The sequence below is a fragment of the Bradyrhizobium frederickii genome (genome assembly GCF_004570865.1).
GTDB classification, from domain to species: domain Bacteria; phylum Pseudomonadota; class Alphaproteobacteria; order Rhizobiales; family Xanthobacteraceae; genus Bradyrhizobium; species Bradyrhizobium frederickii.
The window spans coordinates 432,689-457,747 of sequence record NZ_SPQS01000001.1; the positions used below are offsets into that span (position 1 = coordinate 432,689).

The following is a 25,059-nucleotide window of genomic DNA, read 5'->3' on the forward strand; positions in this document are numbered from 1 at the left end:
CCGCCGCCTGTCTGGCAGGCTTCTTGCTAAGTCCGTGCCTTACGCCAAAGCGAGCGACGGGATGACGGTGGTGTCTGCGAGACCGAGCGAATGGGTGAGACCGGTGACATCAAAAGAACCGGCTTCGGCAATCATCGAGATCGATCGCGTCTCGCAGGTCTTTCAGACCTCGGCGCGCAGGGATCATGTGGCGCTTTCGGACATCTCGCTGACGATCGAGGAGAGAGCCTTCGTCTCCATCCTTGGTCCGTCCGGCTGCGGCAAGTCGACGCTGCTTTATATCGTCGGCGGCTTTGTCACCCCGACCAGCGGTGCGGCGAAGATGAAGGGGCAGGCGATCACAGGCCCCGGTCCAGACCGCGGGCCGGTGTTCCAGGAATTCGCGCTATTTCCCTGGAAGACCGTGCTCGGCAACGTGATGTATGGCCCCCGCCAACAGGGTGTGCGCGCTACCGAGGCGGAAGCGCAGAGCCTGGCCTTGATCGAGATGGTCGGCCTCAAGGGTTACGAGAATTTCTATCCCAAGGAGCTATCGGGTGGGATGAAGCAACGCGTGGCGCTGGCCCGGACGCTCGCTTACCATCCCGAAGTCCTGTTGATGGACGAACCGTTCGGCGCGCTCGATGCCCATACGCGGACCCGCTTGCAGAACGACCTTCTCAATATCTGGGAGCGCGATCGCAAGACAGTGCTGTTCGTCACTCATTCAGTTGACGAGGCCGTCTTTCTCTCTGACAAGGTCGTCATGATGTCGAAATCGCCCGGCCGCATCCGCGAGGTGATCGACATCGATCTGCCGCGGCCGCGCCGTCGTAGCGAGCTGTTGCTCGACCCGCGCTATCAGAAATATGTCGTCGATATCGAGCGCATGTTCGATGAAAGCGACGAAGCCGGGATTGCGTCATGATATCGCCGGCTGCCCTGATCAGACGAGCAGCTCCGGTGCTGGCCTGTATCGGGTTGCTCGTGGTGTGGCAGGTTGCGTCGCTCGTGCTCAAGAACGACAGCTTCCCGACCGCGGTCGAGGCGATCCGGGCGATTCCGGATATTCTCGGCGACAAGGAAGCCCTCCTCAACATCCTGGCCTCGCTTCGCCGCATGGCGCTCGGGTTCTGTGTGGCGGTGCTGATTGCGATTCCGCTGGGCCTGTTGATGGGACGCAGCCGGAGCGTCGCGGCTTTTTTCAATCCACTCCTGATGGTGATTTATCCGGTGCCAAAGGCCGCCTTGATGCCGATCATCATGCTGTGGCTGGGCGTTGGCGACATCACGAAGACGCTGGTGATCTTCCTCGGTGTCAGCCTTCCCGTGATCTATCACAGCTTCGAGGGTGCCAAGGCTGTCGAAGAGAAGATGCTGTGGTCAGGTGCCGCGATGGGACTTTCGCCCGCACAGCGCCTGGTGCGGATCGTACTGCCCGCGGCGCTGCCGGAAATCCTGACTGGATGCCGCACGGGTCTGGTGCTGGCGCTGATCACGATGATCACCAGCGAGATGATCGCGCGTCAGTCCGGCGCCGGCAACATCCTGTTCAATGCGCTCGACATGGGCCAGTACGACACCGTCTTTGCGATGATCATCATCGTGGGCGCCATGGGAATTTTCCTTGACACGATTTTTGAGAGGGTTCGCGCCAGACTCGTGCGTTGGTCCGAGCCTCAGTTCGACCTGCCGCTGAGTTTCTCCTGATGTCGCGTCTTCTTTCCGCAAACGTCCTTCTTGGCATTGCCCCGATTGCGCTGATCATTGCCCTGTGGCAGGGGCTGGTGTCATTCGGCTTTGCGCCCGCGGTCTTGCTGCCGCCCCCGGGCTTCGTCTTCGGCCGGCTGCTTCAACAGCTCGCGACGTGGACGTTCCAGCAGGAAATCGCGGCGACCCTGATCCGGCTGTTTGCCGGGTTCGCTATTGCGGTCGTGCTCGGCGTCAGCATCGGCATTGCTGCCGCCGCCAGTCCCGCGATCAATGCCGTGGTTCGGCCGATCGTCCGCGTCCTGGCCCCGCTGCCGAAGGTTGCGCTCTATCCGGCGCTCCTGCTCTTGCTCGGGTTTGGCCACGGATCGAAGGTCACCTTGGTAGCCGCGGACGCACTCTTTCCCATTCTGCTCTCGACCTATTACGGTGCGTCGACCGTCGAGCAGAAACTGATCTGGTCGGCCATGGCGGCGGGCACGCCGCGTACCCAAATTCTGTTCAGGGTGGTGCTGCCGGCGGCGATGCCGTCGATCCTGACCGGATGCCGGATCGGGCTTGTCATTTCCTGCATCGTGGTGTTTCTGGCCGAGATGATCACGTCGACGGACGGATTGGGGCACGCGCTCGTGACCGCGGCGCGGACTTTTCAGGCCGTCGACATGTTCGTGCCGCTGATCACGATCTCCCTGCTGGGTTTGATCCTGAACGCCCTGCTGGGCGCCCTGCGGTCCTACCTCTTGCGCGGCTTTCCAGAAGCGTGATCTGAACGAAGAACAAACGAGACCGGGAGTGACCCATGCTGGCTGACCGCATCGAGGCAAAATGGATCGACGCATTTTGCGAGATTTTCGAGCGATGTGCCGTCAAGCCCGGGGACACCGCGGCAATTCTCTCGGAGACCCAGTCACGCGCGTTGAATGTGCATCTGGCGGAGCTTGCGCTGCTGCGCATGGGCGCGCGGCCGTTTCACGTGGTGATGCCGACACCGCGCAACCGCCATATTGTCCCGGTTCGTTCGACGGGCGCGAGTGAGGCGATCCAGAAGCTTGGCCCGGTGATCAGCGCGTTGCAGCAGGCGGGATTTGTGGTGGATTGCACCATCGAGGGCCTGATGCACGCGGTGGAGACGCCGGAGATCCTCAGGGCCGGCGCGCGGATCCTGGTGATCTCCAACGAGCATCCCGAGGCGCTGGAGCGAATGGTGCCGGATTCCGCGCTCGAGAAGCGCGTTCGCGCGGCGGCGAAGATGCTGCGGGGAACCAAGCGAATGCGCGTGACCTCGAAGGCCGGCACGGCGCTCGACGTCGACATGGTCGGTGCGTCCACGGTCGGTGTGTGGGGCTGGACCGACAAGCCCGGCACGCTGGCGCATTGGCCGGGCGGCATCGTCGTCAGCTTTCCGAAGAGCGGGACCATCAACGGCACGCTCGTGATGGCGCCAGGCGACATCAATCTCACCTTCAAGCGTTACCTGACGTCGGCTGTGAAGATGACGCTGAGGGACGACTATGTCGTCGCGCTGGAAGGCGAGGGCACGGATGCCGCGATGATGCGCGCATATCTGGCGGCCTGGGGTGATCGCGAGGCCTATGCGGTCTCGCATGTCGGCTTCGGGATGAATCCCGGTGCGCGCTATGAGGCGCTTTCGATGTACGACCAACGCGACACCAATGGTACGGAGATCCGGGCCGTCTCAGGCAACTTCCTGTTCTCGACCGGCGCGAACGAATTCGCCGGCCGCTACACGGCGGGGCATTTCGACCTGCCGATGATGGGAACGACAATCGAGCTCGATGGCGTCGCGGTGGTCCGGGACGGCGTGCTTCAGGACGTCTTCGGCTAGTCGGGATCGAGCACTGGCGGACGCGCCAGATCGAAGTGGCGGAGTAGGTCGACCATTGCCTGCAGCCGCTTCGCGCGATAGGCGTCGACGTCCATCCCCGAATAATCGAGAAAGCCTGCGCCGGTGCGCAGGCCGATGCGGCCCTCATGCATGTTGCGGGAAATGACGTCCGGCGCCCGATACCGGTCGCTGCCGAGCGCGCCCTCGAGATAGCGGCTCGCGTAGTAGAGGATGTCGCCACCGCCCCAGTCGATGAATTCGAGCAGTCCGAGCACGGCATAGCGGAAGCCGAAGCCGTAGCGGATCGCCTTGTCGATCTCTTCCGCGCTGGCGACGCCTTCCTCGACCATGCGAGCGGCCTCGTTCATCGCCAGCGCCTGGATGCGCGGGACGATGAAGCCGGGCGTCGCCGCACAGACCACCGGCACCTTGCCGATGCCTTCGAGCAGGCTCTTGACCTCGTCGATGATGGCTGGGTCGGTGGCTTTGCCAGGCGAAACTTCCACCAGTGGGATCAAATAGGCCGGATTGAGCCAGTGCACGTTGAGAAAGCGGCGGGGATTTATGATCGCACCCGAGAGATCGTCGACGAGGATGGTGGACGTCGTCGACGCGATGACCGTATCCGGACCGACCTGCTCTGAAGCCGCTCCGAGCACCTCGCGCTTGAGCTCGACGACCTCGGGAACCCCTTCGAAAACCATTCCGGCGTCCGATAGCGCTGCCCCGCTCTGGCTGGCGGGCACTACTGAGACCCGCGCGATCAGCGGATCAACATCCGCCGCGGTCAGGAGTCCCAGCTTCGACAGGCTGGCAAAGGTCTTCGAGACTTCACCAAGCGCGTCCGCCTTCAGCTTGGCGAACTCTGCCGCGGAGCGCGCCTTGACGTCGATCATCGTGACCCTGTGTCCCGCGTAAGCAAACGCGACGGCAATGCCGCGGCCCATGCGGCCAGCGCCGAGACAGGCGATATTGGCGCGATTGGTCATCGATCAGAATCCATTGCGAAGCAGCGTCTGCAATTCAGCCTTGCTGAGATTGTCGAGCCCCAATGTCTTGAGCGTTCGGCCGCCCTGCGAAAAATCCTCGCCGCAGACCGCGCCCCCGATCGATAGAAACGCGTTGGCCAACGGAGTGGCCACGCCAGCCAGGCCGGCGGCGGAGACCAGCAGCGACAGTCCGAGCCGCAAATCCTCGCGCATGTAGCGATGCTCGGTCAGCACGATCCGTTCGCGCCAGTCGCCGGAATCGGTCAGGCGGTCGTGCGAGCCGCGGCCATACATCCAGATCTCGCCTTCCCTGGCGTAGTGATGCGCAAGCGGGAAATGCGGCGCGCCATAGCCGAGCGCTTCGCGCACGGCAATCCGCTCCGCGTCGAGTGCGTCCGTGACCCGCCGGATCGCGGCTTGCGTGCCTTCCTTGTGGATATCCCATTTCTCGAAGTGCTCGATCGGGCCAGCGTTCATCACGATCAGCGGCGGATGGATGATCGGACCGGCATTCATCAGTGCCCCGGATAATGCGTCTCCGCACGGTTCGACCGCCTCTGGGAAGGCCCGTCCGATCACATCGAGGGCGTGCGGCGCCTGGTCGAGCGGGAACACGCCGACCGGTAGCCGTTTGGCGCGGATGGTGATGGCGACTTCGAACGGTCCGTGCTTGCGCGTCAGCCACGGCAGCGTGCCGGTTTCGGCAAAGCTCGCCTTGGCGTGGTTGCCGGCGTCCCTCGCGGCCTGGGCGAAGACCATCGAGCCGAACGTCGCCGGCGGCAAGAATACGACCTGGCCGTCGCGCAGATGCGGGGCGAGCCGGCGAGCAATATCTGCTTGCGCGAAGGCAGGAGCGGGGCACAGAATCAGCTCCGCGCCGTCGACGGCCTCGGCGATATCGGTTGTGACCAGCGTGAGCGTCACGTCGTGGCGGCCGTTGTGATCCTTCACCAGAATGCGCGAGCCGGCGGTGCGATGCGCCGCGACCTGATCGGCATCGCGGCGCCAAAGCCGCACCTCGTGTCCCGATAACGCAAAATCGCCCGCGGCCGCAAACGAGCCGTTTCCCCCTCCCAGAACTGCGACCCTCAAGATGCTTCTCCCTGCGCGCGAGACTGCGCATCGAGCTGTTTCAGCAGGAAATGCTGGACCTTGCCCAGCGCCGTGCGCGGCAGGTCGGTGACGAAGACAATGTCGCGCGGAACCTTGTACCGTGCGAGTTGCGCCTGGATATGCGCTCTGAGTTCATCCGCTTCGAGCCGGGAGCCGGATCTGCGGATCACATACGCGATGGGGACCTCGTCCCAGCGCGGGTCAGGCCTGCCGATCACGGCGCATTCGCTGACATCGGGATGTTCGAGCAGGACGCGCTCGACCTCGGCCGGGTACACGTTCTCTCCGCCTGAAATGATCATGTTCTTCTTGCGGTCTCGGACCCAGAAATAGCCATCGGCGTCGCACAGGCCGATATCACCGGTGCGGTACCAGCCGTCGTGCAACGCCTCGCGCGTTGCGGCTTCGTTGCCCCAATATTCGAAGAACACGTTGGGGCCGCGCACCGCGATCTCGCCCGGCGTGCCCGCCGGGACCTCGCTGCCGGAATGATCGACCACCTTGGCTTCGCAGCACAGGCCGGCGAGGCCGGTCGATCCCGTACGCGACAGATCGCCGCCGAGCCGCGTGTAGATGGCGATGGGGCAGGTCTCGGTCGAGCCGTAGACCTGGAGCACCGGAACGTCGCGGGCGACGAAACGCTCGATCAGCTGCGGAGGCACGATGGTCGAGCCGGTGGCGACGGCCTTGAGTGACGAAAGATCAGTGCTCGTCCATGCGGGATGCTCGCTCACGGCCTGGATGATCGCAGGCACCATCACCGTGAGGGTCGGTCGTTCCCGTTCGATGGCCGCAAGCGCGGTATCCGGCGCAAAGCGCGCGTGAACCGTGACGGTCGCGCCCAGCTGCAGGGCAGGCGTGGTCTGGATGTTGAGGCCGCCGACGTGGAAGAATGGCAGCACGGTCAGCACGTGGTCGTCGGACGTCATGTTATGCATGTGCTGGCTCATGACGCCATTCCAGAACAGCGCCTCCTGGCGCAGCACCGCGCCTTTGGGCCGTCCGGTTGTTCCTGACGTGTAGACGATCAGGAGCGGGGAAGAGAGGTCGGTGTGCGGGTTTCGGCTGGTGCCGTCACTGCGGGCCAGCAGGCTTTCGAAGGTTGTGCCGCGCGGCGGCGCGAAGTCGAGGCCAACGACTGACGTCCCCGGCGCAAGCTCGGGGAGAACCCCCTCGAACGCCCGTTCGAGCACCAGGACCTTGGCACCTGCATCGGTGAGAATGAAGAGCTGCTCGGCGACCGCCAGGCGCCAATTGAGCGGCACCAATATCGCGCCAAGTCGCGCGCAGGCATAAAGCAGAACCAGATAGTCCGGCCGGTTCAGGCTCAGGATCGCGACGCGATCGCCGCGGCCGGCGCCGAGCTCCTGCTTCAAGGCCGTTGCGGTTCGTTCGATGCGCGCGGCGAGCGCGGCATAGCTCAGCCGCTCGCCTTCGAAGGCAATGGCGGTCTTGTCTGGCGCGAACGCCGCGTTGCGATCGATCAGACTACAGAGGTCCACTGTCAGTCGTCCGTCTCGCCGGCCTCGTACAGCGCCTCGCGTCCGATGCGATCGAGGCAGAGCTCGGCCGTCCAGGGCAGCATCAGCGAGCCGCAGCGGCTGTCGCGATAGATCCGCTCCAGCGGCAGCGAGCGAAGCATCGCTTGGCCGCCGCAGGTGCGGATCGCGAGCGCCGCAAGCTCATTGGCGCCCTCCATCACCGAATATTGCGCGGCATAGGCCCGCAGCACCTGCTCCTTGCTCGGATTGGCGCAAGCTTCGGTGACGGCCTGAAACCAAATCCCCTTGATCTGCTCCAGCTTGATCTGCATCTGCGCGACCGCGATCTGCTTGGTCGGGTACATCCGGCGCTTCACCGGCGGCATGCCCGGGACTTCGCCGCGCAAGTAACGCACGGTGAAGTCATAGGCGGCTTGCGCGAGGCCCATATAGGTCGGCGACAGCGTCAGGAACATGTGCGGCCAGCGCATCGCGGCCTGGAAGTAGACCCCGCGCGGCATCAGCGCAGAATCCTCCGGGACGAACACGTCCTTGAACAGCAGCGTCCGCGACACCGTTCCACGCATGCCGAGCGGATCCCAATCGCCGACGACCGAGACGCCTTCCGATTTGGCCGAGATGGCGAGGTAAAGCGTGTTGCGGCGAGACGCCTTCTCGCCTTCCTCGATCTCGGTGCAGAGCACGCCGTAATAGTCGGCATGGCCGGAGAGCGACGCAAAAATCTTCTTGCCGTTGACGATCCAGCCGCCTGCGACCGGCCTTGCTTCCGTGCCGAAGGCGACGCCGCCCGCGGCCGCCGCGCCACCCTCGGAGAACGGCTGCGAATAGATGGCACCGTCCTCGACGATCCGCCTGTAGTGGATTGCGCGCCTACGTTCGTGCTCGGCGCGGGTCACCGCGTCCATGTCGAGGTCGTCGGCGAGGGGGCCCGACCACAGAGTCGAGCAGACATGCATGTTCCAGGTCAGCGCGGTCGCGCCGCAATAGCGGCCGATCTCGGCGGCTGCCAGGGCATAGGTCTGGTAGTTCGCGCCGAGCCCGCCGTGCTTCTTGGGAACGGCAATGCCGAGCAGGCCGACGCGATGCAGGTCGCGATAATTTTCAGTCGGGAAGATTGCCTCGCGATCGTAGGTGGCAGCGCGATCGGCAAACACGGTCTGCCCGATCTCCCTTGCGCGGGTGATGATGCCGGCCTGCTCGTCGCTCAGGCGGAACGCGACGGGATCGAAGATCGGTGCATCCAGCGCGACCTTGCCGGTTGCGCCAATGGTCTTGCTGACTTGCATGGTCATCGCGCAGTCACCTTACGCTTTGGTCGTAACGGAATTCAGGAAGGGGCCGATCGCTTCGTCGAACGCTTCAGGACGCTCGAGGTTGGCGAGATGGCCGACGCCGGAAAGCTCGACGTATTCGGCCCCCGGGATGTAGGTCGCGGTCTTCGCCATCATCGGCGCCGGCGCGTTGTTGTCCTTGGAACCGGATAGCAGCAGCGTGGGGACCGAGATATCCTTGAGCGTGCTGCGCTGATCGAAGCCGATGAGAGCGAGCATCATGGCGCGATAGCTTGCCTCGGGTACGCTGCCCATGCAGTCGCGCGCGAGCTCCATTCCCGCAGGATCCGGATCGTCGCCGACCAGCTCCCTCACCAGCGAGGGCGCCAGCGACTGCATCGTCTCGCCGCGATCGAGCGGCCCGAGCCGCGCCGCGATGAACGATTTCTGCCAGTCGCCGTCGGCCTTGCCGAAGGCCGGGCTGGTCTGCGCCAGCACGACCGCGCGTGCCAGTTTCGGGCACTGCACGAGCCATTTCTGAACGATCATGCCACCGATCGAGTGACCGACCAGGATGGGTCTGGTTGCACCGAGCTGCGCGATGAATTGCTGGAGCGCGTCCGCCAGGGCAGCGATGCTGACGCTCGCGAGCGGTGCCGAGCCGCCGTAGCCCGGCATGTCCCACGCGATGGCGCGGAAGCGGCCGCCGAACGTAGCAAGCTGCCGTCGCCAGGCTCGCGCCGCGCCGCCGATGCCATGCAGGAAGATCAGAGGGATCGCGTTCGGATCGCCCGCGGCTTCATAGGCGAAGCGTCCGTCCTCTGTTATCATCGGCCCAGGCTGCGGCACGCGACATCCTTTTGCTTGGCCCTTCGATGCTAGCAGGCCTTTCGGGGATGGGAAGCGATAATTTTACACTTAAAGCAATTTCCGGGCCGCCTTCGTTGCAAAAATTTGAAGGTTAAAATATATCGGTGCAACGATTACAGATCCGAGGGAGCCAGCGCATGTCCGGATTGCCGCACTCGCCGCACGCGCTGGTGACCGGCGGAGGTCGCGGCATCGGCCGCGCAATCGCGGCGGCTCTCGTCGGCGCCGGCGCCACCGTGACGATCATCGGCCGGAATGCTGCGGTCCTCGACGAGGCAGTCAATGCAGGCGCCGCGCATTTTGCCGCGGCCGCCGACGTCGCGAACGAAACCGCCCTGAAAGCCGCCATTGCCGAGGCCCATGCGCGAAAGCCGATCGATATCCTGATCGCCAATGCGGGCAGCGCCGAATCCGCGCCATTCGCGAAATCGGACAGTGACCTGTTCGCGCGCATGATGGACATCAATTTCATGGGCGTGGTTCATTCCATCCACGGCGTGCTGCCGGGCATGAAGGACCGCCCCTATGGCCGCATCGTCGTGATTGCGTCGACCGCGGGCCTCAAGGGCTATGCCTATGTCAGCGCATACACTGCGGCCAAGCACGCTGCGATCGGTCTGGTTCGTTCGCTCGCCCTGGAGCTCGCCGCCAGTCATGTGACCGTGAATGCGGTGTGCCCGGGTTTCACTGATACTGACCTGGTGGCCGGCAGCATTGACAACATCATGAAGAAAACGGGACGAAGCCGCGAGCAGGCCATCGCCGAGCTTGCCAAACACAATCCGCAAGGGCGCCTGATCGCGCCTGAAGAGGTGGCGGACGTCGTGCTTTGGCTGTGCGGCCAGGGCGCCAGTGCGATCACCGGACAGGCGATCGCAGTCGCAGGCGGCGAAATCTAGCGCGCGGAACAGACATACCAAGGAGATCGCATGAGCAGACCAGCCAATCCCGTCACCCTGCCGCTCGCGGATTACTCGCCGCAGCATTTCCTGCTGGCCGTGGTCGACGGCGTTGCGACGGTCACGCTCAACCGGCCCGAACGGAAGAATCCGTTGACGTTCGAAAGCTACCGGGAGCTGACCGACTTCTTCCGCGCCTGCGCCTTCGACGACGCGGTCAAGTCCATTGTCGTCACCGGCGCCGGCGGTAATTTCTCCTCGGGCGGCGACGTGTTCGAGATCATCGGTCCGCTGGTGAAGATGGATACCAAGGGGCTGACCGCCTTCACGCGGATGACCGGCGACCTCGTCAAGGCGATGCGGGCTTGCCCACAGCCGATCGTCGCGGCCGTCGAGGGCATCTGCGCTGGCGCGGGGGCGATCGTCGCCATGGCCTCGGACATGCGGCTCGCGGCAAGCGGGGCCAAGGTGGCCTTTCTCTTCAACAAGGTGGGGCTGGCTGGCTGCGACATGGGCGCCTGCGCGATCCTGCCGCGGATCATCGGACAGTCCCGCGCCTCCGAGCTGCTCTACACCGGCCGCTTCATGACCGCGGAGGAGGGCGAGCGCTGGGGCTTCTTCAGCCGCATCGTCACTCCGGAGCAGGTGCTGCCCCAGGCGCAGGTCTTGGCGAGGCAGATTGCGGAAGGGCCGACCTTTGCCAACACCATGACCAAGCGGATGCTGGCGATGGAATGGGCCATGTCGGTGGAGGAGGCGATCGAGGCGGAGGCCGTTGCCCAGGCGCTGTGCATGACCACGGCCGATTTCGAGCGCGCCTTCGAGGCGTTCGCCAACAAGGTCAAGCCGGTCTTCAGGGGCGACTAGGCCGGCCTCCATGCCTGAAGCCAGGCCAGCAACGGGGGCTTGCGCGAAATTATTTTAGGCTTAAAATAGTTTTCATGGCCGGGTGAATTGGCGAGGCTCCCATGAAAGTCGCGATCATCGGTGGCGGACCTGCGGGTCTCTATGCTGCGATCCTGCTCAAGAAGCAGCGCCCGGGCGCCGAGATCGCGGTGTACGAGCGCAACCGGGCCGACGACACGTTCGGCTTCGGTGTGGTGTTCTCGGATGCCACGCTGGACAATTTCGAAAAGCATGATCTGCCGAGCTATCGCCGCATCACCCAGGAGTTCGCGTACTGGGACGATATCGCCGTGCATTTCCGCGGCACCGTGCACCGGGTCGGCGGCAACGGCTTCTGCGGCTGCTCCCGACGCAAGCTGCTTTTGATCCTGCAGGAGCGGGCGCGCGAGCTCGGGGTCGTCCTGCACTTCGAGGTGGACATCGAGGACGAAGCTCGCTTTGCCGATGCCGACCTGGTGCTGATCGCCGACGGCATCAACAGCCGCTTCCGCGAGAAATATGTCGATCATTTCGAGCCGGAAGTCGATCTGCGTACCAACAAGTTCGCCTGGATGGGCTCGACCAGGCCGCTCGATGCCTTCACGTTCATCTTCCAAGAGACCGAGTGGGGCCCGTTCATCGCCCACGCCTATCAGTATGAGGCCGGACACTCGACCTGGATCTTCGAGACCGATCCTGAGACGTTCGAGCGGGCCGGCCTGACAGGATTGGACGAGACGCAGTCCGCCGCGCGGATGGCCGAGATCTTTGGCTGGTTCCTCGATGGGCATAAGCTGCTCACCAATCGCTCGATGTGGCGCAATTTCCCGATGATCCGCAGCAAGCGCTGGGTCAAGGACAACATGGTGCTGCTTGGCGATGCCAAGGCGAGCGCGCATTTCTCGATTGGCTCCGGGACCAAGCTCGCGATGGAAGATGCCATCGCCTTGGCCGAGGCGATGGAGAAAGCTCCGGACATCCAGGCCGCGCTTGACATTTACGAGCACGGGCGCCGCGAGGAGGTCGAGAAGACGCAGCACGCCGCCGACGTGTCGCTGGTCTGGTTCGAGCACGTCGACCGCTTCTGGGATTTCGACCCCGTGCAGTTTGCCTTCGGCGTGATGACGCGCTCCAAGGCGATCACCTACGACAATCTTAGGCTTCGCGCGCCCGATTTCGTGGCTGAGGTCGAGAAGTCGTTTGCCAGACAGGTTCGCGACAGCGGCTTTGACGTCGACACCAAAAAGCCGGCGGTGCCGTTGTTCCAGCCGTTCCGGCTGCGCGAGATGGAGATCGCCAATCGCGCCGTGATGTCGCCGATGTGCATGTATTCGGCCAAGGAGGGCGTGCCCACTGATTTCCACCTCGTCCACTACGGCTCGCGTGCGATCGGTGGCGCTGGCCTGATCTTCACGGAGATGACCTGCGTCAGCCGCGATGCCCGCATCACGCCCGGCTGCGCTGGATTGTGGAACGACGAGCAGGAAGCCGCCTGGCGGCGTATCGTGGATTTCGTCCACGCCAATTCGGCTGCAAAGATCTGCCTGCAACTCGGCCACGCCGGCCGCAAGGGCGCGACCAGGCTGATGTGGGACGGGATGGACCGTCCCCTGGAGGAGGGCGGCTGGGACGTGGTCTCGGCATCGCCGCTGCCCTATTTTCCCGATAGCCAGGTGCCGCGCGAACTCGACCGCGCCGGCATGAAGGCGGTGAGGGACGCCTTCATTGCGGCGGCCGAGCGCGGCGAGCGCTGCGGCTTCGACATGCTCGAGCTGCATTCCGCCCACGGCTATCTGCTCGCGAGCTTCATCTCGCCGCTGACGAACACTCGCACGGACGAATATGGCGGCTCGCTGGAAAACCGCCTGCGGTTCCCGCTCGAGATCTTCGAGGCGCTTCGCGCGGTCTGGCCGTCGCACAAGCCGATGTCGGTGCGCATTTCCGCGACCGATTGGGCCGACGGGGGCATCACCGGTGACGACGCCGTCGCCATCGCGCGCGCCTTCGCCGAGGCCGGCGTTGATCTCGTCGACGTCTCGACGGGACAGACCGTGTGCGATGCGCAGCCGGTCTACGGCCGCATGTTCCAGACGCCGTTCTCGGATCAGGTCCGCAACGAGGCGCGTGTGGCAACGATGTGCGTCGGCAACATCACGACGGCGGACCAGGCCAATACGATCCTGGCTGCCGGCCGGGCGGACCTCGTCGCCCTTGGCCGGCCGCATCTGGTCGATCCGTTCTTCACCATGAAGGCGGCGGCCTGGTACGGGGCAGAGAACGCGTTCTGCCCGCCGCAATACCTGCCCGGAAAAGATCAGATTTTCCGCAACAGCGTCCGCGATCGGCAGGACCTCGAGGAGCTGCGAATTAAGGCTAAGCCCAAGACCCGGGCCGAGCTCAAGGCGGAGGCGACAAAGCCGCTTGCGGCGGAGTGACCGCCCGTGCGACGTTAACCCGTTGCCTGTGTTTCGAGTGGAGTAAGGGCGATGAAGGCGATTATCGTCGGTGGCGGTATCGGTGGTCTCACCACGGCATTGATGCTGCGGTCGCGCGGCCTGGACTGCGAGATTTTCGAGCAGGCCGACACCATCCGCGAGCTTGGGGTCGGCATCAACACGCTGCCGCATGCCATGCGCGAGCTCGCCGGTCTCGGCCTCCTTCAGAAGCTCGACGACGTCGCGATCCGCACCGACCAGCTCTATTATCTCAACCGCCATGGTCAGGAGGTCTGGCGCGAAGCCCGCGGGATCGATGCCGGCCACGACGTGCCGCAATTCTCGATCCATCGCGGCCGCCTTCAGGGCGTGATCCACCGCGCCGTCGAGGAGCGGCTTGGGGCTGATGCCATCCACACCGGCTGCCGGCTGGGCGCCTTCACCCAGGACGAGGGCGGTGTCACCGCTTACTTCTTCGATCGCGCCGGGGCACATGTCCACACCGCGCGCGGCGACATCCTGATCGGCGCCGACGGCATTCATTCCCGCGTTCGCGAGACGCTGTTCCCGAATGAAGGCCCGCCGTGCTGGAACGGCCTGATGCTGTGGCGCGGCGCTCGCGACTGGCCGCTGTTCCTGACCGGCAAATCGATGATCGTGGCCGGCGGCCTCAATGCCAAGGTGGTGATCTATCCGATCGCGGAAGGATCGAGCCCGGCGAGCCGCCTGACCAATTGGGCGGTGCTGGTGAAGGTCGGGGAGGGTAACGCCCCGCCGCCGCGCAAGGAGGACTGGTCACGACCGGGCCGCCGCGAGGAGCTGATGCCGCACGTCGCGCGCTTCTCGGTGCCCTATATCGACGTGAAGAGCCTGATCGCGGCGACGCCCGAATTCTACGAATATCCGACCTGCGACCGCGATCCCCTCCCTTACTGGTCATCAGGACGCGTCACGCTGCTCGGCGATGCCGCGCACCCCATGTATCCGGTCGGCTCCAATGGCGCCTCGCAGGCGATCCTCGATGCGCGCTGCCTTGCCGACGCGCTGGTGCGCGCGGAGCATCCGCGCCAGGCGCTGCTCGAATACGAGAAGAAGCGCCTGCCCATGACCGCCGAGATCGTGCGCTCCAACCGGCGCGGTGGCCCCGAGGGCGTCATCGACGCCGTCGAGCAGCTCGCCCCCAATGGATTCGACAATGTCGATAACGTGCTGAGCTATTCCCAGCGCGAGGCCATCGTGCGCGGCTATGCCACCAAGGCCGGTTTCGCCGCCGTGCCTGGGCTTGCGGCGGTGCGCGCCTGAAACCTGCCGCTCGCCGAATGAGTTTGAGGAATCGTTCGCTGGCCGCGAACTCCGGGCACCTCTCCCCGCTGGGGAGAGGTGGAGCTCGTGCCGTGGAACGAGCCTGTTTTAACCGCCGGGCGGCGGCGGCAGGAAGTGGATGTTGAACTCGGCCGCCATCGCCACCACGTCCTCCGGCTTCTGCTCCTTCATGTTGTGAAGGCCCCAGAACAGGTCGAACAGCTTGCGGCTCGGGGAAACCCAGAACAGCACCTTGGCGGTCTGCTCCGACTTGTTGAAGATGCCGTGCGGCACGCCCATGCCGAGGCGGATCAGATCGCCGGCGGTGGCCTGCGCCTCGGAATTGCCCAGCACGAAGTCGAGCTTGCCCTCGAGCATATAGAGATATTCATCCTGGTCGGGATGGATGTGGGGCGGGACGAACGTGCCCGGCGGCAGCGTCGCATGCCAGGAGAAGCTGTTCTCAGCGTAGCTCTTCGGCACGTAGGTCTGGCCCAGAATATTCCAGGAGATGCCCTGGATGCCCTCATTGGCCCGCGTGATGCCGGTGATTTCGCTCTTCATTGCAGCACTCCTCCCTTAACGCGACGCGCGGCTATTGTTCGAGCATGATCTTTTCGGAAAACCGCTACGCACTTTTCCGGACCATGCTTTAGTTCGCCGCCTTGCAGTCCTTGGCATAACGGTCGCCGTAGTTCTCGAAGACCTTCTGCACGATCTCGGTCTGGAACTTGCCGTCCGGACGCTTGGCGACCTTGGTCAGATAGAAGTCCTGGATCGGAAAGCCGTTGGTGTTGAACTTGAAGGCGCCGCGCAGCGAGGTGAAGTCGGCCTTCTTCAGCGCAGCCCGGACGGCATCCTTGTTCGACAGATCACCCTTCACGGCCTTGACCGCGCTGTCGATCAGCATCGCGGCGTCATAGGCCTGGAAGGCGTAGGTGCCGGGCACGACGTTATAGGTGGCCTCGTAGGACGCGACGAACTTCTTGTTCTGGGGATTGTCGAGATTGGGCGCCCAGTTCGCGCCGCCGAACATGCCGACCGCCGCGTCCTGCTGGGCCGGTAGGGTCGATTCATCCACCGTGAATGCCGAGAGCACCGGAATGCTGTCGGCAAGGCCGGCCTGCCGGTACTGCTTGACGAGATTGACGCCGAGGCCGCCGGGCATGAACGTGAAGAGCGCATCGGGCTTCTGCGAGGAGATCTTGGACAGCTCCGGCTGGAAATCCAGCGTGTTCAGCGGCATGTAGGACTCCTCGACGATCTCGCCCTTGTAGTCGAGCTTGAAGCCCGCCACCGAATCCTTGCCGGCCTGATAGTTCGGCACCATCAGGTACATGCGCTTGTAGCCGCGATCCTGCGCGACCTTGCCGAGGATCTCGTGCACCTGGTCGTTCTGGTACGAGGTCACATAGAAGAACGGGTTGCAATCCTTGCCGGCGAACGTCGACGGGCCGGCATTGGGGCTGACCAGGAAGGTTTTCGATTCCGTGATGGGCCGGTGGATCGCCTGCAGGATGTTGGAGAAGATCGGGCCGATCACGAAGTCGACCTTGTCGCGCTCGAGCAGGCCCTTGACCTTGGTCACCGCCGCGTCCGGCTTCAGCTCGTCATCCGCAACGATCACCTCGACATCGCGGCCGCCCATCTTGCCGCCGAGATCCTTCACCGCGAGTGCAAAGCCGTCGCGAACCTGTTGACCAAGCGCAGCGGCGGGTCCCGACAGGGTCACCACCACGCCCAGCTTGATCTTCTCCTGCGCCACGGCTGGATTGAGGGCGGTGCCGGCCAGCAAGGCTGCGGCCAAGGTCAATTGCGTCTTCATGATCTGTCCCCGTGACATCAAGGCTTGCGCTGCAAGCCCGTACTTCAATCCAAGCTTATGCCGATGACGGCTGCCGCGGCAAGCAGCGCTCAAACTATCGCCATCCTGCGACCAGCGGCGCATGCAAGCGGCGCGCCAATTGTTTGAAGCCTAAAGAAGTTGAGCTGCGCTCGATTGTTGCAGCTTTGGACTTGCGGCCGGCTCCGATTTACTTGAAGCTCAAAATGTTGGGGAATCCGTGCCGGCGCCAATGCCCGCCGAGAGTGACTGCACCGAGATGCTCGATTCCGAGACCAAGGCCGTCGAAACGCCGGAAGACCATGCCGACGAGCTGCGGCTGTGGTTGCGCCTTTTGACCTGCACGACGCTGATCGAGGGCGAGGTCCGCGGCCGGTTGCGGCAGCGGTTCGACGTCACGCTGCCCCGGTTCGACCTGATGGCGCAGCTCGACAAGGCGCCCGACGGTATGACGCTGTCCGATGTCTCCAAGCGCATGATGGTGTCGAACGGTAACGTCACCGGGCTCGTCGAGCGCCTTGTGGAGTCCGGTCATCTCGACCGCCGCACGTCCGAAACGGACCGCCGTGTCCAGGTGATCCGTCTCACAAAACTCGGTCGCGCCGAGTTCCGCCGCATGGCCGCGGAACACGAGACCTGGATCGCCGATCTGTTCGCCGAGCTCTCGCCGAAGGATGTCCGCGAATTGATGCGGCTGCTCGCCAAGACCAAGGCGTCGGCGCAGAAATCGGCCGCGCGCCGCCGGCCGTAAGCGCAGGCCGGCCGCCCAATCCCTTTTGCCGCAGGAAAAAGCACGGGATGCCCAAAATCCGCTATTGCGCCGAATTGTTTTAAGCCTAAAATGTTTTCCAGATCGTGCTGCCGGGTGCAATCCATGCTGAAAGGAGCGTGCGATGGCCAACGCCGCCAAGGTTCAAGTGACGGGCTCGCATGACGGCAACGCCGCCACGGCCCATGTCGATACGTTTGCGCAGCAGCATCTGCCGCCGCGCGAGCTCTGGCCCGAATTCATCTTCACGCGACCGGAGCTGAACTATCCGCCACGATTGAACTGCGTCAGCTACTTCCTCGACCGCTGGGTCGAGCAGGGCCATGGTGATGCGCCCTGCGTCATCAGCCCCGCCGTCAGCTACACCTATCGCGAGCTGCAGGCGCTCGTGAACCGTATCGCCAATGTGCTGGTCGGCAAGCTCGGTCTCGTCCCCGGCGGGCGGGTGCTGCTGCGCTCCGCCAACAACCCGATGATGGTTGCGACCTATCTCGCGGTGATCAAGGCCGGCGGCATAGTCGTGGCGACGATGCCTTTGCTCCGTGCCAAGGAGCTGTCCTATCCGATCCAGAAGGCGGAGATTGCGCTGGCGCTGTGCGACGGCAAGCTCGCCGAGGAAATGGAGAAGGCGAGGGCTGCGGCGCCCGCGCTCAGACGTATCGTTTATTGGGGCAATGGCGCCCCGGACTCGCTCGAAGCGCTCATCGCCGACGCGAGCGCGGAGTTCAGGGCCGTCGATACCGCCTCCGACGATGTCTGCCTGATCGCCTTTACCTCCGGCACGACAGGCGATCCCAAGGGCACCATGCATTTCCACCGCGACATGCTCGCGGTCTGCGACGGCTATGCGCGCAACATCTTGCGGGCCGAGCAGACGGATCGCTTCGTCGGCTCGGCGCCGCTCGCCTTCACCTTCGGCTTCGGTGGCGTGCTGTTTCCGATGCACATCGGCGCCTCTTTCGTGGTGCTGGAGAAGACGACGCCCGACGACATCCTGACGGCGATCGAGCAGTACAAGATCACGGTCTGTTTCACCGCGCCCACGGCGTATCGCGCCATGATCGGCAAGCTCGCCGGGCGCGACATTTCCTCGCTGCGCAAATGCGTCTCCGCCGGCGAGACTCTGCCCAAGCCGACCTTCGACGCCTGGCTCAAGGCCACTGGCATCAAGCTGATGGACGGGATCGGCTCGACCGAGCTGCTGCACATCTTCATCAGCGCGACCGAGAGTGAGATCCGTCCCGGTGCCACCGGAAAGCCCGTGCCCGGCTACGAGGCCAAGATCGTCGATGATGACGGCCATGACGTGCCGCCGGGCACGATGGGCAAGCTTGCGGTGCGCGGGCCGACTGGTTGCCGCTATCTCGCCGACGAGCGGCAGCGCAAGTACGTCCAGAACGGCTGGAACATCACCGGCGACACCTATCTGATGGATAGCGACGGCTATTTCTGGTACCAGTCCCGCTCCGACGACATGATCGTGTCATCCGGCTACAACATCGCAGGCACCGACGTCGAGGCGGCCCTGCTCACGCATCCGGCGGTCGCCGAGTGCGGTGTGGTCGGCGCCCCGGACGAGGCGCGCGGCATGATCGTGAAGGCCTATGTCGTCGCCGCACCCGGCGTAACGGCGGATGCTCAGCTCGTGGCCGAGCTGCAGGAGCATGTCAAACGCGAGATCGCGCCATACAAATATCCGCGGGCGATCGAGTTCGTGACGCAACTGCCGAAGACCGAGACCGGAAAATTGAAGCGCTTTGCCCTGCGGCAGCTGGCGCAGGTCGCCGTGACGTCCTCAGGCGTCGCGGCGGAATGAGAAAAGGATGACGAATTGTCCGTGACGACGCCGAAAGGCCCGCAGCTCGCGGTGCTGCCGACAGCCGCCGAGGATGGCACCCGTTCGCGGGTGCAGGTGCTCCAGCCGTCGGGATGGCCGATGCCGAAGGGCTATGCCAACGGCATGGCCGCCGAAGGGCGCATCGTCGTCACCGGCGGCGTGATCGGCTGGGACGCCGAGGAGCGTCTCGCCGACGGCTTTGTTGCGCAGGTGCGCCAGACCTTGAGCAACATCGCGGCGATCCTGGCCGAGGCCGGCGCGCGGCCCGAGCACCTCGTGCGGCTGACCTGGTACGTCGTCGACATGGACGAGTACCTGTCCAACCTGAAGACGCTCGGCAAGGTCTACCGTGCCATCTTCGGCACCCATTACCCCGCGATGGCGCTGGTGCAGGTGGTGCGCTTGGTGGAGAAGGCGGCGCGCGTCGAGATCGAGGCCACCGCCGTCGTTCCACGCTGAATCGCGCAGACTCAGCTGGCCTTGTCAGCTGGCCTTTGCGAGCTCGTCGTCCTCGGGCGAGTTCAGATAGATGCCCGACATGGTGTCGACCCAGCACAGATGGTCGTGCACCTTCTTCACGCCTTCGACGTTCTCGGCGGCGACGATCGCCGCCTGCCGTGTGCGCTCTTCGCTGATGACACCGCTGAGGTGAACGATGCCGTCACGGACGATGACGTTCAGCCCGAACGGGCACCAGTCGTTCTTCTCCATGGTCTCGATGATACGGCTGCGAATGTGATCGTCGTCCGCCGTCGGATCCGGCACCTCGCGGGCGAGCCCCGCCACGGCCTGCAGCAGGTTGGCTCGCGATACGATGCCGACGACCTTGTCGCCGCGCACCACGGGCAGCCGCTTCACGTTGTTGCGCTCCATGAGGTCGACGATCTCGGCGAGCGCCATATCCTCCGTGATGGTGATGGGCGTGTCGGTCATCACTTCCGAGACCTTGCGGCCGTGCTCGTGGACGAAATCGCTGGCGGATTTGCCCGGCCCCAGGATGAACCGCAGCCAGCGTCCGCGCTTGCGTCCGGTGCCGATTTCGCTGCGGCGGATGAAATCCCCTTCGGAGACGACGCCGACCAGCTTGCCGGTCTCGTCGACCACCGTGAGGCCGCTGACATGCCGCTTCAGCATGATATTCGCCGCCTCGACGATGCTTGTGTCGGGGGTAACCGAGATGACCGACCGGGTCATGATCTGGTGGGCGCGCATGGAAGACTCCGCTGGCTTGTCAAATTTCGATGCGCGAAAACTAGCCCGGACGCCGGGCCGCGGCTTGACTCAGGTCAATGGGACGAACCCGTCCGCATCGATGAAGCAATTGTGATCCGCCCTCCGGTTTGATGCAGCTCAACGCTGATGCGAAGACTGGCCATATCCTCCGCCGACATCAAACCGCAGCCCTTGGGATCATTGAGCCATGAGCGTCGTGAAGATTTATCCACGGGCCGAAGAGCCGGCGGTGCAGGCCCTCCCGCTCAGTCCCGCCGCTGCTCCCGGAGCTTCGACGGTGAGCGCCGAAAAGCTCGCAGAAAAGACGACTGCTGCCGATTCTCTGCCAGAATCCGAGCCATATCCATTCGATCGCGCGTTTCACGCCATGCTGGCACGGTTCACCGGCGGTATTTCGCCGCTGGCCTTGTCGCTTGCCTGGCTCGACTGGAGCTCGCATCTCGCTGCGGCGCCGCAACGCCAGATGGAGATTTCCCGCACCGCCCTGCGCGACACCGGGCGGCTGGTGGAAGCCGCCGCGCACGCGGCGTCGCCGGAGCAAAGGCCGTGGTCCGTGATCCGGCCGCAGGCGCGGGATCGCCGTTTCAGTGGACCACAATGGGAGACTGCGCCGTTCAATCTGCTGGCGCAGGGGTTCTTGCTCGCAGAACGCTGGTGGCGCGATGCCGCGACGGGCGTGCGTGGCGTGTCGCACGCCAATGAGGCCATCGTCGAGTTCTCGATGCGCCAGATGCTCGACATGCTGGCCCCGTCGAATTTCGCGGCGACCAATCCGAAGGTGCTGGAGAAGGCGTTCCAGAGCGGCGGCGAGAATTACGTCTTTGGCTGGCAGAATTGGTGCAGCGATCTGATGCGCGTGCTCTCCAACTCGAAGCTGGCGGAGGACGGGCGGTTCGTGGTCGGCAAGACCGTGGCGGTTTCACCGGGCAAGGTCGTCTACCGCAACGAGCTGATCGAGCTCATTCAGTACCACCCGACCACCGCACAGGTGAGGCCCGAGCCGATCCTGATCGTGCCGGCCTGGATCATGAAGTACTACATTCTCGATCTCTCGCCGCAGAACTCGCTGGTCAAATATCTGACCGGTCAAGGGTTCACCGTGTTCGCGATCTCCTGGCGCAATCCGGATGCGAGAGATAGGGATCTCGCCTTTGACGATTATCGCAAGCTGGGCGTCATGGCGGCGCTGGACATGATCGGCCTGATCATGCCGGGGCGGAAGACGCATGCGCTCGGCTATTGTCTGGGCGGCACGCTGCTGTCGATCGCCGCGGCGGCGATGGAACGCGACGGCGACAACCGCCTCGGCACCGTCACGCTCCTTGCGGCCCAGACCGATTTCACCGAGGCCGGGGAGCTGACGCTCTTCATCAACGAGAGCCAGGTCGCCTTTCTCGAAGACGTGATGTGGCAGCGAGGCTATCTCGACACGACGCAGATGGCCGGCGCCTTTCAGCTGCTTCGTTCCAACGAGTTGATCTGGTCGCGTCTGTCACACGACTATCTGATGGGCGAGAGCGCACCGCCGAGCGACCTGATGGCCTGGAACGCCGATGCAACCCGGCTGCCTTATCGCATGCATTCGGAATATCTGCGTAAGCTGTTCCTCGACAACGATCTGGCCGGCGGACGCTATCAGGTCGACGGCAGGAGCGTTTCGCTGTCCGATATTCACGCGCCGATGTTCGTGGTCGGCACGCTCGCCGATCACGTGGCGCCGTGGCGATCCGCCTACAAGATCCACTATCAGGTCGATGCCGACGTGACGTTCCTGTTGACCAGCGGCGGCCACAATGCCGGTGTCGTTGCACCTCCAGAGGAGCCCGGCCACAGCTATCAGGTGCTGATCAAGCCTGCCGATGCGCCCTATGTTGGTCCGGACGAATGGCTGAAGCTGGCTCCGCACGTCGAGGGCTCTTGGTGGCCGGAATGGGCTAATTGGCTAGCGGCGCGTTCCGGCGCGCCCTGCGATCCGCCGCAGACCGGAGTTGGAGACGCTCCGGGACTGCCCGATGCGCCGGGGGACTACGTCCACACCTAAGCCTCCGGCTCGGACCTTGGCGCGAGATCCGAGGAGCGGAAGGGTTTGGCCTTGTCCAGTTTGCGGTAGGCGGTTGACGCCTTCCGCAACAGCTTCTTCTCCCGCTTGCGGTTGAGGAAGCGATTGCCGGCTTCTTGGCCGGCGCCATTCAATGACGCCGCCAGCGCTTGTCCCCGCGCATCGTCGTTCAATTGTCCGAGTGACCGTTGCGCCTGGCGCAATTTCTTGAGGATGGATTTCTGTTTCGTCAGTGATTCATCGGCGAACAGGTCCTGGAGCGACTCGATCGAATAGGTCATCCGCTTGTTGAGAAGCCGCAGCTTGTGGCGTTTCTCGACGTCGAGCTTGCGGAGCTTTCGCGCCTTCTTGAGCAGCGTCGTTTCCCACTCAGCCAGCCGCTGCGCTGCATGGTCGGCGAGCGTGCAGCGGCGCAATCGGATGGCCTCCTTGCTGCGCCGGGTCGACCAGGGGCCGCTCTCGATCCAGGCCGAGGTCTGCTCGACAAGGCGGCGATACCGCGGGGATTGCAGTGCGCGCGCCAGCTCGCGGTGGCTCTCGGCGCGTTTTTCGTCCCAGTGCTGAAGCTCGGCGATCACGGCGAGCTCGTCGCCGCTCTCGGCGACGACCCGCTCGATCGCCACATCGAGGTCCCGCACCATGCCGAGCTGGCTGTTCAGCCATTTCAGCTCGGCCCAGATAGTCGGCCGCAGAGCGTCGTCGACCATCGGCGAGAAGAAGCGGATGGCGGTGCGCAGATGCGTCAGTGCGATCCGGATCTGGTGCAGCGCGTCGGGATCGCCGCGGCAGGTGCCGTCATGCTGGGCGAGGACGGCAGCAAGGTGACGGCGCGCGATGATCCGGAACGCCGTATCGCAGGCCATGCCGGGACTAAGGCGGCCGGGCAGGGCATTGCGACGTGCCGCCGGCGCGACGCGAGCGGCCGCCGAGGTCGTGCTAGGTCGCGCCATTTTTGCCCGCGCCAATCAGATTGCCTTGTTTGCCTTCAGTGATCGCGTTCCGGCAGTTCTGGAGCGTCTGCTCTTGCGTCCCGGATGCATCGATGGTCGCCCAACCGACATGGCCGATACTATAGTGCTCCTGCAGCGCGGCAACCTCTTGCGTGGCGTCGGATGCGTCTCCCCGGCGGCTTCCGATCCGCGTTTGCCGGGTGGCAAGATCTGCAACCAGAAACAGGCCGTCCAGCGGCACGTTGCACTCGCGCGCCAGTGCGGCGATCGCGTCTCGTTCGTCCTCGCGGGCAAATACGCCGTCAATGATCGCCGAATGGCCTTGCGCCAGCACCCGCCGGGCGAGCTGAGCCAGCGTGTCGTAGACGCGGGCTGCATGCTCCGGCGTGTAGGCGGAGGGCGGCAGGCGGTGGGTGTCCTCGACCCCGAACATCTGCTTGCGGACGATGTCGCTGCGCAGCACGACGGCTCCGGGCGGCGGTGCGATGCGGGGCGCCAGCGCTTGCGCCAGAACCGTCTTGCCCGTGCCTGACAATCCGCCGACGGCAATCAGGCGCGGAGCGGCAGGATGGATCAGCATCCTGGCGAGGTCAAAATAGCGCCGTGCCTGCTCGAGAATGCCGGGGTCGTCCGAATGCGGCGGACTCAGCCGTGCCAGAGCCACCTGGGCGCGTATCGCCGCCCGGACGGACATGAACAGCGGCAGGGCCGAGAGCGCGTCGAAATTATCGGCGGGCGTCGCGGCGAGATAGCGGTTCAGGACGATGTTGGCCGCGTGTGCCTGATCGTGGTGCAACAGGTCCATCAGCGTGAATGCGAGATCGTAGAGCACGTCGACGGTCGCCATCTGCGCATCGAACTCGATGGCGTCGAACAGCACGGGACGGTCATCGATCAGGACGATATTTGCGAGATGCAGATCGCCATGACAGCGGCGCACGAAACCTTTCCGGCCGCGCTCCACGAGCAGGGGGCGGAGGCGCAAATAGGCCTCGTGCGAGGCTCGGCTGAGCTTGTCGATGTCTCCCGCGTTGAGTTGGCCGCCGGCCTGCAGGCCGTGACTGTTGCCGTCGATCAGGGCGGGGATGGAGGAGACCCATGCTACGGCATCCGCGCTTGTGGCGGCGCCATGGGAAGCCACGACCGCATCGGCGGCAGCCGAGGCGAGCTTTGCATCCAGCGGCCCGGCCTTTGCCAGATGATCCAGCGTTCTGCTTTCGTCGAAGCGCGACATGTCCACCGCATACTCGATCGGCCGGCCGGCGCCGCCAACTTGCACCGATCCATCCGGCTCTTCCGTGATCGCCACGACGCGATGATAGATCTGCGGCGCCAGCGGCCGGTTGATCCTGATCTCCTCCTCGCAGGCCGCCTTGCGCTTATCGAGTGTCGAATAATCGAGAAAGGGATACCGGACAGCGCGCTTGATCTTCAACGCGCGCCTCCCGTCGAGGAACACCGAGGCGCCATGCGTGTCGATCCGCGTCACGCCGGGATGGTCGGTCAGCGTCCGGAAGATCCGCTCCTGGGCTGCCATTTCGTCCTTCATGGAAACGGACATCCGGAG

At 64.3% G+C, this 25,059-nt stretch carries 22 protein-coding genes; 12 read left to right on the top strand and 10 right to left on the bottom strand.

All coding sequences use genetic code 11. The features are described 5' to 3' along the window. The first annotated feature begins 61 nt into the window (after positions 1-61). The 4 genes from E4K64_RS02040 to E4K64_RS02055 are packed head-to-tail and all read left to right on the top strand — an operon-like array spanning position 62 to position 3,535. Positions 62-907 (top strand): ABC transporter ATP-binding protein, encoded by an 846-nt coding sequence (locus E4K64_RS02040; protein ID WP_135161918.1) that lies wholly within the window; start codon positions 62-64, stop codon positions 905-907. Then, positions 904-1,689: an ABC transporter permease gene (locus tag E4K64_RS02045; protein ID WP_135161919.1), complete on the top strand. Its 786-nt coding sequence runs from the start codon at positions 904-906 to the stop codon at positions 1,687-1,689. The genes E4K64_RS02040 and E4K64_RS02045 overlap by 4 nt, the downstream gene beginning before the upstream one ends. Next, the gene (locus tag E4K64_RS02050) at positions 1,689-2,453 is read left to right on the top strand and encodes an ABC transporter permease (RefSeq protein WP_167771754.1); all 765 of its coding nucleotides are present in this window, start codon (positions 1,689-1,691) and stop codon (positions 2,451-2,453) included. The genes E4K64_RS02045 and E4K64_RS02050 overlap by 1 nt, the downstream gene beginning before the upstream one ends. A 35-nt stretch (positions 2,454-2,488) precedes the next feature. Further along, positions 2,489-3,535 carry a 2,5-dihydroxypyridine 5,6-dioxygenase NicX family protein gene (locus E4K64_RS02055; RefSeq protein ID WP_135161920.1) on the top strand — a complete coding sequence of 349 codons (1,047 nt, stop codon included), beginning with the start codon at positions 2,489-2,491 and terminating at the stop codon, positions 3,533-3,535. On the opposite strand, the gene E4K64_RS02060 is transcribed toward E4K64_RS02055, so the two are convergent. Genes E4K64_RS02060 through E4K64_RS02080 form a run of 5 tightly spaced genes read right to left on the bottom strand, consistent with a single transcriptional unit; the run spans position 3,532 to position 9,259 of the window. After that, on the bottom strand, positions 3,532-4,524 hold the full coding sequence (locus E4K64_RS02060; RefSeq protein ID WP_135161921.1) for a 3-hydroxybutyryl-CoA dehydrogenase: 993 nt from the start codon (positions 4,522-4,524) through the stop codon (positions 3,532-3,534). The genes E4K64_RS02055 and E4K64_RS02060 overlap by 4 nt on opposite strands. A gap of 3 nt (positions 4,525-4,527) precedes the next feature. Then, positions 4,528-5,616 carry an NAD/NADP-dependent octopine/nopaline dehydrogenase family protein gene (locus E4K64_RS02065; protein ID WP_135161922.1) on the bottom strand — a complete coding sequence of 363 codons (1,089 nt, stop codon included), beginning with the start codon at positions 5,614-5,616 and terminating at the stop codon, positions 4,528-4,530. Then, the gene (locus E4K64_RS02070) at positions 5,613-7,139 is read right to left on the bottom strand and encodes a class I adenylate-forming enzyme family protein (protein WP_135161923.1); all 1,527 of its coding nucleotides are present in this window, start codon (positions 7,137-7,139) and stop codon (positions 5,613-5,615) included. Before E4K64_RS02070 ends, E4K64_RS02065 begins: the two co-directional genes overlap by 4 nt. Positions 7,140-7,141: 2 nt before the next feature. Next, positions 7,142-8,431 (bottom strand): acyl-CoA dehydrogenase family protein, encoded by a 1,290-nt coding sequence (locus tag E4K64_RS02075; protein WP_135161924.1) that lies wholly within the window; start codon positions 8,429-8,431, stop codon positions 7,142-7,144. Between the two features lie 12 nt (positions 8,432-8,443). Beyond that, positions 8,444-9,259, bottom strand: a complete 816-nt coding sequence (locus E4K64_RS02080) for an alpha/beta fold hydrolase (protein ID WP_135161925.1) — start codon at positions 9,257-9,259, stop codon at positions 8,444-8,446. 158 nt (positions 9,260-9,417) lie between these two features. Between E4K64_RS02080 and E4K64_RS02085 the strand changes: the two genes are divergently transcribed. From E4K64_RS02085 to E4K64_RS02100, 4 genes are all read left to right on the top strand, one after another. After that, on the top strand, positions 9,418-10,179 hold the full coding sequence (locus E4K64_RS02085; RefSeq protein ID WP_135161926.1) for an SDR family NAD(P)-dependent oxidoreductase: 762 nt from the start codon (positions 9,418-9,420) through the stop codon (positions 10,177-10,179). A 30-nt stretch (positions 10,180-10,209) separates the two neighbouring features. Next, the gene (locus E4K64_RS02090) at positions 10,210-11,046 is read left to right on the top strand and encodes an enoyl-CoA hydratase family protein (RefSeq protein ID WP_126255674.1); all 837 of its coding nucleotides are present in this window, start codon (positions 10,210-10,212) and stop codon (positions 11,044-11,046) included. Between the two features lie 101 nt (positions 11,047-11,147). Further along, positions 11,148-13,499 (top strand): bifunctional salicylyl-CoA 5-hydroxylase/oxidoreductase, encoded by a 2,352-nt coding sequence (locus tag E4K64_RS02095; RefSeq protein WP_135161927.1) that lies wholly within the window; start codon positions 11,148-11,150, stop codon positions 13,497-13,499. 51 nt (positions 13,500-13,550) lie between these two features. Further along, on the top strand, positions 13,551-14,801 hold the full coding sequence (locus E4K64_RS02100) for a flavin-dependent oxidoreductase (protein WP_135161928.1): 1,251 nt from the start codon (positions 13,551-13,553) through the stop codon (positions 14,799-14,801). Between the two features lie 108 nt (positions 14,802-14,909). On the opposite strand, the gene E4K64_RS02105 is transcribed toward E4K64_RS02100, so the two are convergent. Together E4K64_RS02105 and E4K64_RS02110 are read right to left on the bottom strand one after the other, a co-directional pair. Further along, positions 14,910-15,365: a cupin domain-containing protein gene (locus E4K64_RS02105; protein WP_018643141.1), complete on the bottom strand. Its 456-nt coding sequence runs from the start codon at positions 15,363-15,365 to the stop codon at positions 14,910-14,912. 88 nt (positions 15,366-15,453) lie between these two features. Continuing rightward, a complete protein-coding gene (locus E4K64_RS02110; RefSeq protein WP_167771755.1) occupies positions 15,454-16,626 on the bottom strand; it encodes an ABC transporter substrate-binding protein in 1,173 nt (390 codons plus the stop codon). Between the two features lie 250 nt (positions 16,627-16,876). Here E4K64_RS02110 and E4K64_RS02115 point away from each other — a divergent pair, with 250 nt between their 5' ends. The 3 genes from E4K64_RS02115 to E4K64_RS02125 all read left to right on the top strand — a co-directional run bounded on the left by E4K64_RS02115 (position 16,877) and on the right by E4K64_RS02125 (position 19,709). Then, the gene (locus tag E4K64_RS02115) at positions 16,877-17,395 is read left to right on the top strand and encodes a MarR family winged helix-turn-helix transcriptional regulator (protein ID WP_167767778.1); all 519 of its coding nucleotides are present in this window, start codon (positions 16,877-16,879) and stop codon (positions 17,393-17,395) included. Between the two features lie 142 nt (positions 17,396-17,537). Then, entirely contained in the window at positions 17,538-19,229 is a 1,692-nt protein-coding gene (locus E4K64_RS02120) for a benzoate-CoA ligase family protein (protein ID WP_135161930.1), read from the top strand. Between the two features lie 21 nt (positions 19,230-19,250). Further along, positions 19,251-19,709: a RidA family protein gene (locus E4K64_RS02125; protein WP_135161931.1), complete on the top strand. Its 459-nt coding sequence runs from the start codon at positions 19,251-19,253 to the stop codon at positions 19,707-19,709. A gap of 24 nt (positions 19,710-19,733) precedes the next feature. Here the strand turns inward: E4K64_RS02125 and E4K64_RS02130 are convergent, their stop codons facing one another. Further along, positions 19,734-20,462, bottom strand: a complete 729-nt coding sequence (locus E4K64_RS02130) for a CBS domain-containing protein (RefSeq protein WP_126255680.1) — start codon at positions 20,460-20,462, stop codon at positions 19,734-19,736. A 208-nt stretch (positions 20,463-20,670) separates the two neighbouring features. On the opposite strand from E4K64_RS02130, the gene E4K64_RS02135 reads away from it, so the two are divergent. Beyond that, positions 20,671-22,524 carry a PHA/PHB synthase family protein gene (locus tag E4K64_RS02135; RefSeq protein ID WP_135161932.1) on the top strand — a complete coding sequence of 618 codons (1,854 nt, stop codon included), beginning with the start codon at positions 20,671-20,673 and terminating at the stop codon, positions 22,522-22,524. On the opposite strand, the gene E4K64_RS02140 is transcribed toward E4K64_RS02135, so the two are convergent. Both E4K64_RS02140 and E4K64_RS02145 read right to left on the bottom strand, forming a co-directional pair. Beyond that, positions 22,521-23,492 (bottom strand): CHAD domain-containing protein, encoded by a 972-nt coding sequence (locus E4K64_RS02140; protein ID WP_135161933.1) that lies wholly within the window; start codon positions 23,490-23,492, stop codon positions 22,521-22,523. The two genes, E4K64_RS02135 and E4K64_RS02140, sit on opposite strands and share 4 nt — an antisense overlap. Further along, positions 23,479-25,041 carry a bifunctional aminoglycoside phosphotransferase/ATP-binding protein gene (locus E4K64_RS02145; RefSeq protein WP_135162074.1) on the bottom strand — a complete coding sequence of 521 codons (1,563 nt, stop codon included), beginning with the start codon at positions 25,039-25,041 and terminating at the stop codon, positions 23,479-23,481. The genes E4K64_RS02140 and E4K64_RS02145 overlap by 14 nt, the downstream gene beginning before the upstream one ends. Positions 25,042-25,059 lie beyond the last annotated feature (18 nt).

Excerpts from the sequence above, each read along its gene's own strand:
- E4K64_RS02115 (WP_167767778.1), top strand. The coding sequence starts at position 16,877 with ATGCCCGCCGAGAGTGACTGCACCGAGATGCTCGATTCCGAGACCAAG.
- E4K64_RS02105 (WP_018643141.1), bottom strand. The coding sequence starts at position 15,365 with ATGAAGAGCGAAATCACCGGCATCACGCGGGCCAATGAGGGCATCCAG.
- E4K64_RS02045 (WP_135161919.1), top strand. The coding sequence starts at position 904 with ATGATATCGCCGGCTGCCCTGATCAGACGAGCAGCTCCGGTGCTGGCC.
- E4K64_RS02110 (WP_167771755.1), bottom strand. The coding sequence starts at position 16,626 with ATGAAGACGCAATTGACCTTGGCCGCAGCCTTGCTGGCCGGCACCGCC.
- E4K64_RS02145 (WP_135162074.1), bottom strand. The coding sequence starts at position 25,041 with ATGAAGGACGAAATGGCAGCCCAGGAGCGGATCTTCCGGACGCTGACC.
- E4K64_RS02085 (WP_135161926.1), top strand. The coding sequence starts at position 9,418 with ATGTCCGGATTGCCGCACTCGCCGCACGCGCTGGTGACCGGCGGAGGT.
- E4K64_RS02075 (WP_135161924.1), bottom strand. The coding sequence starts at position 8,431 with ATGACCATGCAAGTCAGCAAGACCATTGGCGCAACCGGCAAGGTCGCG.
- E4K64_RS02090 (WP_126255674.1), top strand. The coding sequence starts at position 10,210 with ATGAGCAGACCAGCCAATCCCGTCACCCTGCCGCTCGCGGATTACTCG.
- E4K64_RS02130 (WP_126255680.1), bottom strand. The coding sequence starts at position 20,462 with ATGCGCGCCCACCAGATCATGACCCGGTCGGTCATCTCGGTTACCCCC.
- E4K64_RS02140 (WP_135161933.1), bottom strand. The coding sequence starts at position 23,492 with ATGGCGCGACCTAGCACGACCTCGGCGGCCGCTCGCGTCGCGCCGGCG.
- E4K64_RS02055 (WP_135161920.1), top strand. The coding sequence starts at position 2,489 with ATGCTGGCTGACCGCATCGAGGCAAAATGGATCGACGCATTTTGCGAG.
- E4K64_RS02120 (WP_135161930.1), top strand. The coding sequence starts at position 17,538 with ATGGCCAACGCCGCCAAGGTTCAAGTGACGGGCTCGCATGACGGCAAC.
- E4K64_RS02060 (WP_135161921.1), bottom strand. The coding sequence starts at position 4,524 with ATGACCAATCGCGCCAATATCGCCTGTCTCGGCGCTGGCCGCATGGGC.
- E4K64_RS02100 (WP_135161928.1), top strand. The coding sequence starts at position 13,551 with ATGAAGGCGATTATCGTCGGTGGCGGTATCGGTGGTCTCACCACGGCA.
- E4K64_RS02040 (WP_135161918.1), top strand. The coding sequence starts at position 62 with ATGACGGTGGTGTCTGCGAGACCGAGCGAATGGGTGAGACCGGTGACA.
- E4K64_RS02135 (WP_135161932.1), top strand. The coding sequence starts at position 20,671 with ATGAGCGTCGTGAAGATTTATCCACGGGCCGAAGAGCCGGCGGTGCAG.
- E4K64_RS02095 (WP_135161927.1), top strand. The coding sequence starts at position 11,148 with ATGAAAGTCGCGATCATCGGTGGCGGACCTGCGGGTCTCTATGCTGCG.
- E4K64_RS02050 (WP_167771754.1), top strand. The coding sequence starts at position 1,689 with ATGTCGCGTCTTCTTTCCGCAAACGTCCTTCTTGGCATTGCCCCGATT.